This is a genomic window from Mangrovimonas sp. sgz306409 (assembly GCF_059735265.1).
The window spans coordinates 343659-359653 of the sequence record NZ_JCAPEU010000002.1; the positions used below are offsets into that span (position 1 = coordinate 343659).

Genomic DNA, 15995 nt, shown 5'->3' on the forward strand with positions numbered 1-15995 from the left:
AATCTAATGAGATTTGCCTTAAATGTCCTCGGAAATCCAAGTGTTAACAATCGTCCTCTAACAGTTGAAGGGAAAGATGACTTTAGTTGTAAGTCACCTTTTAAAATGAAATATTTACTCTTTATCGGATTCCTTATCGGATTAACAAATTGTTCGGTTAGGCAAGATAATCTTTCCGACATTCCTACAATAAAAAAAACTTTTTCAAAGGGCGAAATTCAAGATTTGCAATTATTGTATGACTTTTTTAATCAATCAATCTGTGAATCGCAAAGAGAGTTAGATGATTGTTATGAAACTTTTTTCAAAACGGTTAGAAGGTCTGCGGATTCGGTGGCAATATATTTTCCCATTTCGTTTGAACACCAACGAGAAGTTTATGAAAAATTTGAAGACTCTACATTTCATGAAATTTGGGTATTGGGTAAAAAATGGACACGTGAATATCCAAATGATACATTAAAAGTCGTTTACTTCAATTCGGAGGGTAAATTCATGGACTTTCTAAAAGAAGAAAGTAAAAGCTCAAAATTCATCAAAAATTATTACGAATCAGTTGAAATATGGGGTAGTCCTCCTCCTTCATTAATTGCCGGAATAATGATGAATTATGATAAATTGGGCATTAACGATATCAAGATTAAGTTTGTAATTGCAATTCACTACTTAACTCTTAATGATCTGTATAAACGAAAAGAAAAAGTAAAAAACAGTGGCTAAGTCATGTAACACGTATTGTTTGGCTTTTCTTTAGGAAGATCTTATTCAGATCCTAAAGTTAGTTTCCCTTTCCTTTCTTTAAACCATAATACCAATACCATAGGAGTTAATTATTCGAGATGTCAACTCCTTTTTCTGAAACAACATTTTTTTAAGTTATATCCTTAAAAATTAATTCTGCAGTATTTTGACTTGCTCCTTTTCCTCCCAATTTTTTCTCTAGATCGTAATAATCCAAGAAGAATTTTACGCGCTCATAATCATCAAGGATACTGTTCAGTTCATTTTTTAATCGGGTAGAACTAAAATCGTTTTGGATAAGCTCGGTGACCACTTCCTTGTCCATGATCAAGTTAACTAAAGAGATGTATTTGATGTGCTTTACCAAACGTTTCCCTATTTGGTAGGAAAGCCAACTTCCTTTGTAGCACACCACTTCTGGAACTTTAAATAGTGCTGTTTCCAAAGTGGCAGTACCTGAAGTTACCAATGCGGCATAGGACACACTAAGCAAATCGTAGGTTTCGTTGCTCACAAAGGCAACATTGGCCTTTTTGATGAAACCTTGATAAAAGCTACGTTCTTGGCTGGGTGCGCCAGCAATTACAAATTGGTACTCTGGAAAATCATCAACCACACTAAGCATAACCGAAAGCATTTTTTTGATTTCCTGTTTTCTGCTTCCCGGTAGTAAGGCTATTATAGGCTTATCTGTAAGTCCGTGTTCTGCCCTAAAAATATACTCGTCCACCTGTGTGCGATCATTGATGGCGTCAATTAGGGGGTGGCCTACAAATTCAACTTTGTATTCATGTTTTTTGTAAAAATCCTTTTCAAAAGGGAGGATGACATACATGTTGTCCACATCACGTTTTATGGCATGGATTCTATTTTCTTTCCAGGCCCAAATTTGAGGCGAAATGTAGTATTGGGTTCTAATCCCTTTATCTTTTGCCCATTTAGCAATGCGCATGTTGAATCCAGGGTAGTCAATAAAAATGATGGTATCTGGCTGGTAGGCTTCAATATCTTTTTTGCAAAAGGACAGGTTGTTGGCAATGGTGCGCAAATTCATCACTACTTCGGCAAAACCCATAAAGGCCAAGTCTTTGTAGTGCTTCACTAAATTATCGCTCACTTGCTGCATTAAATCCCCTCCCCAAAACCTGAATTCGGCATTGACATCCAATTGAGACAATGCTTTCATAAGGTTGGATCCATGAAGATCTCCCGAGGCTTCCCCTGCAATGATGTAGTATTTCATCCTAGAATTACCAAAATTTTAATAAAAATGTAAATACAGCGACAAGTATGGTGGCAAGTAGCACACCTCTTGCTCTGTAATCTTGTTTCTTTTTGATGAAAATAAAAAAGGCAACTAAGTTTAAGATAGCACCTATACTCACTAATTTACTAAAAAAACCTTCAGCCATGGCTTGGTTGATTGTGGTTGAAAAGCCTTCTCCGTTTCCAAAAATGTAGACTGCCAATAACAGTCCTAAAAAATTGGCCGCAAATCCAGTTACAAGACCAATAATAACTTCTTTTTTAATCATTAAAATTCCATGTGTTTAAATTTTGAATACAATGGTGTGCCGTTAAATCAAACTGAACGGGGACTACCGAAACATAACCATGTTCTAAGGCCCATTCATCCGTGTCTTCACCATGGTCCAAATTTACAAATTTGCCCGTTAACCAATAGTATTCTCTTCCCTGTGGACTGTGACGTTTGTCAAATTCTTCCACCCAATTGGCTCTAGCTTGTCTACAAACCTTTATGCCCTTGATCTCCTTTTCTGGTAAATTTGGGAGGTTGACATTGAGAACCACGTCTTTAGGGAGTTTTTCTTTTAAAACATTCTCAACAATGGTTTTTATATAACGTTTGGTGCCTTCAAAATTGGCATTCCAATTATAGTCCAATAACGAAAACCCAATAGCGGGAATTCCCTCCACGCCAGCTTCAATGGCAGCGCTCATAGTTCCTGAATAAATCACATTTATGGATGAATTGGAGCCGTGGTTGATGCCCGATACACAAAGGTCTGGTTTGCGCTTTAAAATCTGGCGGTTGGCCAGTTTTACGCAATCGGCTGGAGTTCCTGAACAGCTGTATTCCGCTTGGGGACCATTATCAACTACCACTTTTTCAACAAAAATGGTCGAATTCACAGTAATGGCGTGTCCCATGCCGCTTTGCGGGCTGTCTGGGGCTACCACAACTACTTCGCCAATTTCATTCATAATACTGATTAAAGTTCGTATTCCTGGGGCGGTAATGCCATCGTCGTTAGTAACTAAAATGAGCGGTTTTTTTGTCATGAAAGGTTTACTTTTTTTCAAAATACTAAATTACATAAAATCATCTGGAAACTCCCGTAAATTCTGGTTTAACAAAAAATTAGTAGCGTTCGGTTTCTATGGCATAGTTTTTTCTTTTACTTTAGTGAAAAATAAAGTATGCAATTTTATAGAATCATGAGAAGGAATTATAAGCTTTTACTGTTGGTTTTGCTCTTGGCCTTTGCGTCTTGTAGCTTTACAACCAAGACTTTTGACGACCCGAATAAAGATAGATTGCTAGTACAGTTGATTAGTTACGTGTTGGAAAATGGACATTTTCAACCTAAAGATATTAACGATGAATTTTCAGAAAAGGTCTTTGAAGATTATCTGAAGCAACTAGATCCTTTCAAGCGTTATTTTTACGAATCGGACATCAAAGAATTTATGCTTTACAAGGATAAATTGGATGATCAAATCAAGGTGTATGATGTGTCTTTTTTCAACTTGACACATGAGCGTTTATTGCAGCGTATCAAAGAATCTGAAGACATTTACAAAGAAGTATTGGCGCAGCCTTTTGATTTTTCTGTTGATGAGGAAATTTCTACAGATTACGATTCCATGCCGTATGTGACTTCCAAAAAGGAAATGAAAGAACGTTGGAGAAAATTGTTGAAATTCTCAACTATTGCCAACTATGACAATTTGGTTACAGAACAGGAAGGTGGAGCAGTTCAAAAAGAATGGGAAACAGATTTCTCAGGAGAATCTGAAAATGACAAAGATGTTTCGGCTGAGAAAAAGGAAATCAAAACCAAAGCTCAAATGGAGCAAGAGGCTAGAGAGGCAACGCTTAGCTCTTTAGATGAACTTCATGAGTTTATCAATGATAGACAACGTGAGGATTGGTTCTCTGTTTATATTAACGCTATTGTTGAGGAATTTGATCCACATACGTTTTATTTTGCGCCAGAGGAAAAGGACCGTTTTGACGTAGCCATGTCTGGAAATTTTGAAGGTATTGGAGCTAGATTGCAAAAGAAAATGGATGCCATCATCGTAAATGAAATCATTAGTGGCGGACCTGCTTGGAGACAAGACAAGTTAGAAGTGGGTGACCAAATCATGAAGGTGAGACAGGAAGGTGAGAAGGATGCGCTTAGTATTGTGGGGATGCGTTTAGACGATGCGATTAAATTTATAAAAGGCCCTAAAGGAACCAAAGTAACCCTTACGCTTAAAAAAGTTGATGGTACCGTTGAAGATATCACCATAACTCGTGATGTGGTGGAAATTGAAGAAACCTATGCGAAGTCTTCTACCGTTGAAAAGGACGGGAAAACTTTTGGGGTAATCAATTTGCCGAAGTTTTATGTTGATTTTGAAGACTACAATAAAAGAAACGCAGCTTCTGATATTAAAAAAGAAGTGATTAGATTGAAAGATGCCGGTGCACAAGGACTTGTGTTGGATTTAAGAAATAATGGAGGAGGTTCTCTACAGACTGTGGTAGATATGGTTGGATTGTTCATTAAGGATGGTCCAGTTGTGCAAGTGAAAACTGCAGGGGAAGAGAAAGAAGTGCTTAATGATAGAGATAAATCTATTGTTTGGGATGGTCCTTTGGTTGTATTGGTAAATGAGCTTTCAGCGTCTGCTTCCGAGATTTTAGCAGCGGCAATGCAAGATTACAAACGTGCCATCATTATTGGGAGTAAGCAAACTTATGGTAAAGGTACTGTTCAAAATGTATTGGACCTAAACCGTATGGTGAGAAACAGTTCAAGTGGCGATATGGGAGCCTTGAAATTCACCACCCAAAAATTCTACAGAATCAATGGAGGTTCTACGCAATTGGAAGGTGTTAAAAGTGATGTGGTTGTGCCGGACAGATATAGCTATATCAACATAGGAGAGAAAGATCAAGAAAACCCGTTGGCTTGGGATAAGATTGATGCGGTTGATTATGATGTTTGGAAGAATTACTACGATTATGATGTAACCATCAAACAAAGTAAAGAGCGTATGGCTAATAATGAGCAATTAAAGTTGATTGATGCCAACGCGCAATGGGTAAAGAAAATTAGAGATCAGGAAGTGTACTCGCTTAACTACGATAAGTACAAAGCGGAATTGAAACTTAACGAAGAAGAGGCGAAGCGTTTTGAAAAGATTTCGGATTACAAAACAGATCTTACCTTTAATTCCCTTCCTTATGAGCAGGAGCTTATGGCTAAGGATACTGTATTAAAAGAGAAAAGAGAGCGTTGGCATGAAAATTTAAGTCAGGATGTATATATTGAAGAGGCAATTCATGTCTTGAATGACTTGAAAATGACATACGATGTTAAAACCAAAGTTGCGACGGTAAAAGATTAATATAGGTGAGTATACATAATAACTCATTATCTCAATTGGCGCTCCAAAAGTTCAAAAGTAACATTTGGGGCGTTTTAAGTTTGGGTGTGGTCATTATAATAGGTTTTATTGCTATGTTTGCCTATGTGTTGGCGCCTGATGATAGTCAAAGTGCCAATCAGATGCATTTGGCTATTCATTCGAAGAAGCCTGGATTCAAGGTGACCATGCTTACCATTCCTTCGGAAGTTCAATCCAATCAGTCTTGGTTTTCTAAAGCATTTTTCGGAATACAAAATGCCGATTCTGAAATCCCTATTTCAGCTTACGAAGTGGTCGATGACCATTTGGTGTATACCGAATACGCTTCGGATGGGCTTGAAGGCATCGTTAAAGAAATTCCGTTTAATAAATTTCCCACCAATGAATATCTCCCTTATATAAAGGAACGCCGTTTTCTTTTCGGAACCGATAAATATGGAAGGGATTTGTTGAGTAGAATTTTAATAGGTTCTCGTATTTCATTTTTTATAGGCTTTGTAGCTGTGTTTATTTCTTTGATTATTGGAATTTTCATGGGAAGTATTGCTGGTTATTTTGGAGGGAAAATAGACGCTGTAATCATGTGGCTCATAAATGTTACTTGGTCTATCCCAACGTTACTTTTAGTAATCGCGATTACCTTGACCTTGGGAAAGGGCTTTTGGCAAGTGTTTATTGCGGTTGGATTGACCATGTGGGTAGAAGTGGCTCGTGTGGTAAGGGGACAGGTGATAGGCGTGAAGGAAATGCAATATGTAACAGCGGCAAGAGCTTTAGGTTATACCGATTTTAGAATTATTTCCAGGCATATCTTGCCTAATATCATGGCGCCAATTATCGTGATTTCTGCAGCCAACTTTGCAGGGGCTATATTAATTGAGAGTGGTTTGAGCTTTTTAGGAATTGGAGCGCAACCGCCTATGCCTAGTTGGGGAGGTATGATCAAGGACCATTATAATTATATCATTTTGGGAAAACCGTATTTGGCCTTAATCCCAGGAGTGTGCATCATGATTTTGGTAATGGCATTTATGCTTATTGGAAATGCCCTACGCGATGCTTTGGATGTAAAAAGCTAGACTATTGGTTTCTTAAATTGTTGATTTCGCTATTAGTCTCTTGAATGAAATTTAAGAGTTCATCACGACCTACTGTTTTGCTGGAAGAGGTGATGAAATAAGGAGGTATTTCTTCCCAAACCTTGAGCATTTCTTTGGTGTATGCTTCAACATTTCTTTCAATCGCCATTGGTTTTAGCTTGTCGGCTTTTGTGAAGATAATAGAAAATGGAATGCCATTTTCTCCCAAGTACTCCATGAACTCCATATCAATTTTTTGGGGTTCATGACGAATGTCTACCAATACAAATGCCGATACCAATTGTTGGCGTTGCTCGAAATAGTTGGTGATGAATTTTTGAAATTTTTTCTTAGCTGTTTTGGAGACTCTAGCGTAACCGTAACCAGGTAAATCGACCAAAAACCAATTCTTGTTGATCAAAAAGTGATTGATCAATTGTGTTTTTCCTGGCCTTCCAGAAGTCTTTGCAAGACTTTTATGGTTGGTAAGCATGTTGATCAATGAGGATTTTCCAACATTACTTCTTCCAATAAAAGCGTATTCTGGAATAGGGTCTTTCGGACATTTGGAAACGTCGGAATTACTGATGATAAATTCAGCGGTTTTGATTAACATTACTTCTTTTTAAAAATTTCTTTCAGTAAGCCATTTGTCTAAAATGGCATTGAATTCAGTTGGATGCTCCATCATGGCGGCGTGGCCACATTTGTCAATCCAATATAGGGTAGAGTCGGGTAAGAGCGAGTGGAATTCCTCTGCAACTTCGGGAGGCGTAACCGTATCGTTTTTTCCCCAAATAATGCAAGTAGGTGTTTCCATGTATGGTAGGTCTTTAGCCATATTGTGTCTGATGGCACTTTTGGCAATGGCTAAAGTTTTTACCAGCTTATTTCTGTCGTTTACCGTTTCGTAAACTTCATCAACAATTTCTTTAGTAGCAACTTCTGGATCGTAAAATACATCCTGTGCTTTTTTCTTGATTACTTCGTAGTCACTTCGCTTGGTATAACCACTTCCCATGGCGCTTTCGTAAAGTCCAGAACTTCCTGTGATGATAAGTGCTTTTACTTTTTCAGGGAAAAGTTTGGTGTGGTATAACCCAATATGGCCTCCTAGGGAGTTGCCTAACAAAATCACTTCGTCAAGTTGTTTGTGTGCTATAAAATCATGTAGATACTTTGCAAAACTCTTAACGTTGGTTTTAAGTAAAGACATGGTGTAAATTGGTAGCTCGGGGATGATGACCTTGTAGCCTTTGTTGCTAAAATGGCGGGTAACAGCGTCAAAATTGCTAAGTCCACCCATTAACCCGTGTAAAACAACTATAGGCTTTCCTTCTCCAACTTCAATGTAATTATAGTTTTTCTCTGTTTTTAAAAGGTGCTTCATGTATATAGGTTAGTCATCTTCATCAAAAGCAAATATAGGTATTTATCTGATTATTCGTACTGTTTTTTGATTATGAAATCCTGTAAAATTCAATTGCGGTTTTCTCTGTTTTTTTGCGGTTGGAATATAGGGATGTGTGGTGGTTGAAGTGGTGAAAAATGGTGTTTTATTGTTAACATTTTAGGGTTGTCGAAAGTCAAATGTTATGAACAATTCAAGGGCTTGAAGCTAAAATATTTAGCTGTTTTACCTGTCTGCGCTTTGACGGTTAAATGCTTCATAATATAGAAATTATTAACAAAAGTGGTAGAATGTGGTAAAATGTGGTAAATTTTTCAATATATTTGAATTGTTATCGTTTGCAGTATAAGCCGGTCGTTTTGAATTCATTAATAGGAACATACGAATGTAAAGTTGATGCCAAAGGTAGGCTTATGTTACCTTCTGCGCTGAAAAAGCAGCTTTCTCCATTGTCTCAGGACGGTTTCGTGCTTAAGCGAGCGGTATTCGATTCTTGCTTGGAATTGTATCCAATGTCAGAATGGGAAGCGCTCATGCAAAAAGTAGGCAAACTTAACAGGTTTAAGAAAAAGACCAACGATTTTATTAGACGTTTTACGGCGGGTGTGAAAGTGGTAGAAGTGGATACTGCGGGCCGTTTACTTATTCCAAAGGATTTAATTGTGTTCTCAGGTATCTCTAAAGAGGTGGTTCTGTCTTCGTCAATTAATATCATTGAAATTTGGGATAAGGATAAGTATGAACAATCTATAAACGAAGCGGCTGATGATTTTGCCGATTTGGCTGAAGAGGTAATGGGACAAGATGATGAGTATGGAATATCATAATCCGGTATTATTAAAGGAAACTGTTGATGGCTTAAATATAAAGCCTGATGGTGTATATGTAGATGTCACCTTTGGAGGTGGAGGGCATAGTAGGGAGATTTTAAGTCGTTTGGGGCCGGACGGGAAGTTGTTTGCTTTTGATCAGGATCTGGATGCTTTGGCAAATTCTATTGACGATCCTCGGTTTACGTTGATAAATGAGAATTTTAGATTCATCAAGCGTTTTTTAAGGTTTTACGGTGTAAAGGAAGTGGATGGTGTTTTGGCGGATTTTGGAGTGTCTTCTCATCAATTTGATGTGGCGGAGCGTGGTTTTTCTACACGTTTTGAAGCGGACCTTGATATGCGCATGAACCAAAAGGGAATGCTTTCGGCATATAATGTGGTGAATGATTATGAGGAGGAAGAAATAAAGAATGTGCTTCTTCAGTATGGGGAGTTGCGTCAAGCTCCTGCAATGGCGAGGGTCATTGTGGAGGCGAGAAAAAGTGAGCCTATAAAAACAAGTGAGCAACTAAAAGAGGTGTTGAAGCGTTTCTTGGGGCATAAAAATGAGAATAAAATGTTGGCTCAAATTTATCAGGCCATTCGTATTGAGGTGAACCAAGAGATTGAAGTGTTGAAGGAATTGTTGTTGCAAATGCCTGAATTGTTAAAGCAAGGTGGGCGTTTGAGTTTTATATCCTATCATTCTTTGGAAGATAGGTTGGTGAAACGATTTATAAGAAATGGACTGTTTGAAGGAGAGCCAGTGCGTGATATGTTTGGGAATTTTGAAGTCCCATTAAAAAAAGTAGGCGGGTTAATTGTGCCAACGAAAGCAGAGATAGCTCAGAACAGTAGGGCCAGGAGTGCTAAATTAAGAATTGCGGAGAAACTATGAAGAACAACGTTTATATTATTCTGAAAGGGAAGTTTTTGGTGAGTGATGATTCTTTTAAAAATTGGAGAGTTATCATTTTTATTTCTGTCTTGGCGCTAATTATGATTGCAAGTTCACACAGTGCCGATAAGAAAGTGCATGAGATTGCACGTTTGAATAATGAGGTGAAGGAGTTGCGCTCGGCATTTGTAGATGGACGTTCGCAATTAATGAGATTGAAGATGGAATCTTCCATAGTAAAGGAAATGGCAGTAAAAGGAGTGGTGCCTTCAGAAATCCCTCCAAGAAAAATAAAAGTAAAATCGCAGGAATAGTCTAGTGGCAGTGACGGAAAAGAACATATTGAACAGATTGTATTTTGTGGCGGGGACCATGTTTATCTTTGTGCTTGCCGTGGTGTTCAAGCTGTTTGTGATTCAGTTTGTACAGGGGGAGAAGTACCGTGATTTGGCAGAAAAGCGAACCGTAAAGAATGTTGAGATTCCAGCAAACAGAGGAAATGTATATTCTGCCGATGGTAGTTTGTTGGCAACCTCAATTCCTAAGTACGATATTAGGTTTGATGCCTTGACGCCTTCGGCGCGTACGTTTGAAAAGTACTTGATTCCGCTTTGTGATTCCTTAGCTAAATATTCGGGGAAACCTTCGGCCTTGTATCAAAACTCGTTAAGGAAGGCGCGAGCCAATAAAAATCGCTACTATTTAATTGCTCGAAACATTAGTTACTCCAATTATATAAGGATTAGGAATTTTCCAATGTTAAATCTTGGAGCTTATAAAGGAGGATTGATCGTAGAGCAAACTACACGTCGTGAGCACCCAATGGGTGCTATTGCACATCGCTCTATTGGGTATGAAAAAGTTGATACAGATGGAAATGTAACTAGGGCCGGGATTGAAGGGGCTTATGGAGAGGAGTATTTGAGCGGAGTAAATGGGCATAGGCTGAAACAGAAGATTGGAAAAGGTCAGTGGAAGCCAATTGCGGATTATAATGAGGTGGAGCCTCAAGATGGGTATGATTTATATACCACAATTGATGTGAATATTCAAGATGTAGCGCATCATGCCTTGTTGAAACAGTTGGAGGAGTATGAAGCTGATCATGGTTGTGTGGTTGTGATGGAAGCAAAAACGGGTGAGATTAAAGCTATTTCCAATTTGGGTAGAAATGAAAATGGACACTATTATGAGCGCCTAAATTATGCGGTGGGTGAGGCGCATGAGCCTGGTTCTACATTTAAAGTAATGGCTTTAATGGCTGCTTTGGAAGATAAGGTTGTCGATACATCGGCAATAATCGATACCAAGATGGGCTATAAACAGTTTTATGGTCGTGGGATTTACGATACTCATGGGCATGGAAAGATCTCTGTGGCTAGAACGTTGGAGGTGTCATCTAATATTGGGTTGGCAACCATTATAGATCAAGGGTATTCAAAACAGCCGCAAAAATTTGTTGATCATCTTAAAGATTGGCGTTTGGATAAGCCGTTAGGATTGCCAATTTTAGGGGAGGGTCAGCCTGTTATTCCTAGTCCGGGGGATAAAATATGGAGTAAAAATGCCTTGCCTTCTATGGCTTATGGCTATAACCTGAAGTTGACGCCGTTGCAAACTTTGACCTTTTATAATGCAATTGCAAACAATGGGGTGATGGTAAAGCCTAGGTTTGTGCGTGCGGTTAAGGAATTGGATAAAGTGATAGAGTCTTTTGATCAAGTAGAGCTTAACAATAAGATTTGCTCTGATAAAACTTTGAAGGAGATTCAAGATATTTTAAAAAATGTTGTAGAACGTGGTACGGGACATTCCTTGTATTCGCCACATTTTTCCATGGCGGGAAAAACAGGTACGGCTCAAACAGAATATTGGATGAAGGATTGGAAAGAAAATAGACGATACATTTCGTCTTTTGCAGGGTACTTTCCTGCGGACAATCCAAAATATTCTTGCATTGTGGTAATTCATAAACCTAGTGTTAAAAAAGGGTATTATGGGGCGGATGTTACTGGACCTGTGTTTAAGCGGATTGCACAGAAAATCTTTACCGATACGCCTTTGATAGATGAAGTTGAGCAATTAGAGTTTGCCGATGCAAAGGCTGAAAAGGATTTTGAAACGTACTATGAAGTAGCTAAAACCTATAAAACAATCATGCCAAATGTGGTAGGGATGCCGGTTATGGATGCCATGGCACTTTTGGAAAATATGGGATTAAAAGTGAAGGTTGACGGCGTTGGGGATGTGAGAAAACAGTCAATTAATAAGGGTGTGAAAATAGCGCCTAACCAAACAGTCGTATTGAATATTTAATGATAGGACTAAAGGACATATTATATAAAGTGACCATAAACGCAGTGGTAGGAAGTACTGCTGTGGAGGTGGCTGAAATTCATTTTGATTCCCGTAAAATCAAGAAGAATGATGTGTTTATTGCTATCAAGGGAACCATAGTTGATGGTCATGAGTTTATTGAAAAGGCAATTAATGATGGTGCGGTAGCGGTTGTTTGTGAGGCCTTGCCAAAGGAGTTGAAGGAGAGTGTTACTTATATAGAAGTAGAAAATGCCAATAAAGCCTTGGCTTTTATGGCGGCTAATTATTACGGTAATCCATCCGAAAATTTGAAGTTGGTTGGGGTTACAGGTACTAACGGAAAGACTACCGTGTCTACCTTATTGTATCAATTATTCAAAAAAGCAGGCTTCAAAGTGGGCTTATTGTCTACAGTGAAAATTTTGGTTGATGATAAGGAGTATAAGGCAACCCATACAACGCCAGATTCTCTGACTATCAATAAGTATTTGAAGGAGATGAATGAGGAAGGTGTGGAGTTTTGTTTTATGGAGGTGAGCTCTCATGGAATCCATCAAAGTAGAACGGAAGGGCTTCATTTCCTAGGAGGGATTTTTACAAATCTTACCCATGATCATTTAGACTACCATAAAACATTTGCAGAATACCGCGATGTGAAAAAAATGTTCTTCGATCAGTTGCCAAAAACGGCTTTTGCTTTGGTGAATATTGACGATAAAAATGGCTTGGTGATGTTGCAGAATACTCAGGCTAAAAAATATACATACGCTTTAAAATCCTATGCCGATTTTAAAGCGAAAATATTGGAAAACCAATTTGGAGGTCTGTTGTTGAAACTGGATGACAATGAAGTTTGGACGCGTTTGATTGGGAATTTCAATGCCTACAATATTTTGGCTATTTACGGAACTGCAAAGCTCTTGGGATTGGAAACAGTTGAAGTGCTTCAGTTGGTGAGTCAATTGGAGAGTGTAAGTGGACGTTTTCAATATTTTGTTTCCGAAGATAAAATTACGGCTATTGTAGATTATGCGCATACGCCTGATGCCTTGAAAAATGTGTTGGAAACCATCAATAGTATCAGGACCAAGAATGAAGAGTTGATTACGGTTGTGGGCTGTGGTGGCGATAGGGATAAAACCAAGCGTCCTAAAATGGGGCATATTGCTTCGGCTTTAAGTACCAAGGTCATTTTTACAAGTGACAACCCAAGAAGTGAGGTGCCTGAGACCATTATCGAGGAGATTGAAAAAGGTGTGGAGCCACAAAATTTCAAAAAAACTCTGTCTATTGTAGATAGAAAACAAGCCATTAAAGCTGCATGTCAAATGGCGCAGCCCAACGATATCATCTTGGTAGCTGGAAAAGGGCATGAAACCTATCAGGAAATCAAAGGCGAGCGCTTTGATTTTGATGATTACGAAATAGTGAAGGATTTTTTAAAACAGTTGAAAAAATAAGAAGTTACCAATGTTGTATTACCTATTCGAATATTTAGAAAAAGAATTCCAGTTTCCTGGGGCATCACTCTTTGGGTATTTAACATTCAGGGCAGCTATAGCGATTATTTTGTCTCTGTTGATTTCTACTATTTATGGTAAGCGCATTATCAATTTCCTTCGCAGACAGCAAGTGGGTGAAACTATTAGGGATTTAGGTCTGGAGGGACAGGTTGAAAAGGCGGGAACACCAACTATGGGGGGAATTATTATCATTATGGCGACTTTGATTCCAGTGCTTTTACTGGCGAAGTTAGATAATGTATACATCTTATTGTTGATTGTTACCACAGTTTGGATGGGGACCATCGGGTTTATTGATGATTATATCAAGAAATTTAAAAACGATAAAGAAGGTTTAAAAGGCCGTTTTAAAGTGTTGGGGCAAGTAGGTCTTGGGATTATTGTAGGAACCACGCTTTACTTTAATGACCATGTCACTATTAAGGAGAAATTGCCGATTGCTCAACAACAGGAAATTTTGATGGAAGATCCAAATGTACTGCCGTCAAAATTATTTCAGGAAGAAGAGAAATCAACAAAAACCACAATTCCTTTTGTGAAGGGTAACGAGTTTGATTATGCCGATTTGATTACTTGGATCCACCCAGATTTAAAGCAATACGCCTGGATAGTGTTTGTAATCGTGGCCATTTTTATCATTACAGCAGTATCCAATGGTGCTAACCTTACTGATGGGATTGATGGTTTGGCAGCGGGAACTTCGGCCATCATAGTGCTCACTTTGGGAATTTTTGCATGGGTGTCGGGTAACATTATTTTCTCCGATTATCTCAATATAATGTATATCCCAAGAGTTGAGGAAATCACTATTTACATTACAGCATTTGTTGGAGCGTTAATTGGTTTCTTGTGGTATAACACTTATCCAGCACAAGTGTTTATGGGGGATACCGGTAGTTTAACCATTGGTGGAATTATAGCTGTGATTGCAATTGCAGTAAGAAAGGAGTGGTTGATTCCTGTGTTGTGTGGAATCTTCCTTGCTGAAAATTTATCTGTGGTATTGCAGGTGAGTTATTTCAAATATACCAAGAAGAAATTTGGTGAAGGTCGACGCATTTTTAAGATGTCGCCTTTACACCACCACTATCAAAAATCGGGATATCATGAGAGTAAGATTGTAACGCGATTTTGGATTGTGGGAATATTGTTGGCCATTCTGTCCATAGTGACCTTGAAAATTAGATAGATGAAACGATTGGTCATTCTTGGAGGCGGCGAAAGTGGCGTAGGAACGGCACTTTTAGGAAAAGCAAAAGGTTTTGAAGTATTTGTTTCCGATAAGGGAAAAATAAAAGAAAAATATAAACAGGTTCTTATACATCATGAGATTGATTGGGAGGAAGAGCAGCACACCGAGGCTAAGATTCTCAATGCAGACCTAGTAATGAAAAGTCCGGGTATTCCTAATAAAGTGAATTTGGTAGGACGATTAATAGCAGCCAGCGTTCCCGTGATTTCGGAAATAGAATTTGCGTCAAGATATACGGATGCAACTATCGTCGGAATCACAGGGAGTAATGGTAAAACAACTACCGCGTCGTTAACCCATCACATTCTCAAACAGGAACTGGAAATTGGATTGGCAGGAAACATAGGTGATAGTTTTGCAAAACAGATTTTGGAAAAGGACTATCCAAACTATGTTTTGGAGATTAGTAGTTTTCAACTGGACGATATCGTGGATTTCAAACCGCATATTGCCGTGATCACCAACATTACACCTGACCATTTGGATAGATACGATTATAAGTTTGAAAATTATATCGCATCCAAATTTAGGATTGTCATGAATCAGACCAAGGATGATTACTTAATCTACGACGCCGATGATGAAGTAATCAATGAATGGTTGGAGAAACATCCTGTTCAATCAAGATTATTGCCGTTTTCTTTGACGAAAACTCTAGAGAATGGCGCCTATTTGGACAATGAAAATATTATAATAACAATTGATAACAACCCTATTATTATGCCTACAAAAAGTATAGCGCTGGAAGGTAAACACAATGTGAAAAATGCCATGGCGGCATCAACAGTAGCACATTTATTAAGAATTAGAAAACAAACGGTACGCGAAAGTTTGGAGAACTTCCAAGGTGTAGAACATCGTTTGGAGAATGTGCTGAAGATAAATAAGGTGCAATACATCAATGACTCTAAAGCGACCAATGTAAACGCTACCTACTTTGCTCTGGAAAGTATGGATGCGCCTACGGTATGGATTGTTGGAGGTGAAGATAAAGGGAATAACTACAACGAGTTGTATCGTTTTGTAAATGAAAGGGTAAAAGCTATCATTTGTTTGGGGGTTGATAATCAAAAGTTATTGGATAGTTTTTCGGGGATGGTTGATGTTATTGTAGAAACTCAAAGTATGACCGAAGCGGTTAAAATGGCCTACAAATTGGCCGAAGCTGGAGATAATGTATTGTTGTCGCCTGCTTGTGCGAGTTTCGATTTGTTCGAAAATTACGAAGACAGAGGACGTCAATTTAAAGAGGCTGTAAGAAATTTATAGAATAAAGAATAAAAAGTAGCAGT

Annotated in this window: 15 protein-coding genes; 10 read left to right on the forward strand and 5 right to left on the reverse strand. The window is 38.3% G+C overall.

The window, feature by feature from the left end:
- Positions 1 to 6 precede the first annotated feature (6 nt).
- Complete coding sequence (locus AC6I5C_RS04890) at positions 7 to 720, forward strand: hypothetical protein (RefSeq protein WP_497904192.1); 714 nt, start codon at positions 7 to 9, stop codon at positions 718 to 720.
- 151 nt (positions 721 to 871) lie between these two features.
- Here AC6I5C_RS04890 and lpxB read toward each other — a convergent pair whose 3' ends face one another.
- Genes lpxB through surE form a run of 3 tightly spaced genes read right to left on the reverse strand, consistent with a single transcriptional unit; the run spans position 872 to position 3045 of the window.
- Positions 872 to 1984, reverse strand: a complete 1113-nt coding sequence (lpxB, locus tag AC6I5C_RS04895; protein WP_497904193.1) for a lipid-A-disaccharide synthase — start codon at positions 1982 to 1984, stop codon at positions 872 to 874.
- 7 nt (positions 1985 to 1991) lie between these two features.
- A complete protein-coding gene (locus tag AC6I5C_RS04900) occupies positions 1992 to 2276 on the reverse strand; it encodes a hypothetical protein (protein WP_053976117.1) in 285 nt (94 codons plus the stop codon).
- Positions 2269 to 3045 (reverse strand): 5'/3'-nucleotidase SurE, encoded by a 777-nt coding sequence (gene surE / locus AC6I5C_RS04905; protein WP_053976116.1) that lies wholly within the window; start codon positions 3043 to 3045, stop codon positions 2269 to 2271. The genes AC6I5C_RS04900 and surE overlap by 8 nt, the downstream gene beginning before the upstream one ends.
- Positions 3046 to 3201: 156 nt before the next feature.
- Here surE and AC6I5C_RS04910 point away from each other — a divergent pair, with 156 nt between their 5' ends.
- Together AC6I5C_RS04910 and AC6I5C_RS04915 are read left to right on the forward strand one after the other, a co-directional pair.
- Positions 3202 to 5388 carry a carboxy terminal-processing peptidase gene (locus AC6I5C_RS04910; protein WP_497904354.1) on the forward strand — a complete coding sequence of 729 codons (2187 nt, stop codon included), beginning with the start codon at positions 3202 to 3204 and terminating at the stop codon, positions 5386 to 5388.
- Between the two features lie 5 nt (positions 5389 to 5393).
- On the forward strand, positions 5394 to 6488 hold the full coding sequence (locus tag AC6I5C_RS04915) for an ABC transporter permease (protein WP_497904194.1): 1095 nt from the start codon (positions 5394 to 5396) through the stop codon (positions 6486 to 6488).
- A gap of 1 nt (position 6489) precedes the next feature.
- Here AC6I5C_RS04915 and yihA read toward each other — a convergent pair whose 3' ends face one another.
- Both yihA and AC6I5C_RS04925 read right to left on the reverse strand, forming a co-directional pair.
- On the reverse strand, positions 6490 to 7104 hold the full coding sequence (gene yihA / locus AC6I5C_RS04920; RefSeq protein WP_497904195.1) for a ribosome biogenesis GTP-binding protein YihA/YsxC: 615 nt from the start codon (positions 7102 to 7104) through the stop codon (positions 6490 to 6492).
- A gap of 9 nt (positions 7105 to 7113) precedes the next feature.
- Positions 7114 to 7878 (reverse strand): alpha/beta fold hydrolase, encoded by a 765-nt coding sequence (locus AC6I5C_RS04925; RefSeq protein ID WP_053976113.1) that lies wholly within the window; start codon positions 7876 to 7878, stop codon positions 7114 to 7116.
- A 380-nt stretch (positions 7879 to 8258) separates the two neighbouring features.
- Between AC6I5C_RS04925 and mraZ the strand changes: the two genes are divergently transcribed.
- The 7 genes from mraZ to murD are packed head-to-tail and all read left to right on the forward strand — an operon-like array spanning position 8259 to position 15972.
- A complete protein-coding gene (mraZ, locus tag AC6I5C_RS04930) occupies positions 8259 to 8726 on the forward strand; it encodes a division/cell wall cluster transcriptional repressor MraZ (RefSeq protein WP_497904196.1) in 468 nt (155 codons plus the stop codon).
- Positions 8713 to 9609, forward strand: a complete 897-nt coding sequence (gene rsmH / locus AC6I5C_RS04935; RefSeq protein WP_497904197.1) for a 16S rRNA (cytosine(1402)-N(4))-methyltransferase RsmH — start codon at positions 8713 to 8715, stop codon at positions 9607 to 9609. The genes mraZ and rsmH overlap by 14 nt, the downstream gene beginning before the upstream one ends.
- Complete coding sequence (locus tag AC6I5C_RS04940; RefSeq protein WP_497904198.1) at positions 9606 to 9923, forward strand: FtsL-like putative cell division protein; 318 nt, start codon at positions 9606 to 9608, stop codon at positions 9921 to 9923. Before rsmH ends, AC6I5C_RS04940 begins: the two co-directional genes overlap by 4 nt.
- A 58-nt stretch (positions 9924 to 9981) precedes the next feature.
- Complete coding sequence (locus tag AC6I5C_RS04945) at positions 9982 to 11925, forward strand: penicillin-binding protein (RefSeq protein ID WP_497904355.1); 1944 nt, start codon at positions 9982 to 9984, stop codon at positions 11923 to 11925.
- Positions 11925 to 13388, forward strand: coding sequence for a UDP-N-acetylmuramoyl-L-alanyl-D-glutamate--2,6-diaminopimelate ligase (locus tag AC6I5C_RS04950; protein ID WP_497904199.1), 1464 nt, complete (start codon positions 11925 to 11927; stop codon positions 13386 to 13388). Before AC6I5C_RS04945 ends, AC6I5C_RS04950 begins: the two co-directional genes overlap by 1 nt.
- A gap of 10 nt (positions 13389 to 13398) precedes the next feature.
- Positions 13399 to 14640 carry a phospho-N-acetylmuramoyl-pentapeptide-transferase gene (gene mraY, locus AC6I5C_RS04955; protein ID WP_497904200.1) on the forward strand — a complete coding sequence of 414 codons (1242 nt, stop codon included), beginning with the start codon at positions 13399 to 13401 and terminating at the stop codon, positions 14638 to 14640.
- Positions 14641 to 15972: a UDP-N-acetylmuramoyl-L-alanine--D-glutamate ligase gene (gene murD / locus AC6I5C_RS04960; RefSeq protein ID WP_053976106.1), complete on the forward strand. Its 1332-nt coding sequence runs from the start codon at positions 14641 to 14643 to the stop codon at positions 15970 to 15972.
- Positions 15973 to 15995 lie beyond the last annotated feature (23 nt).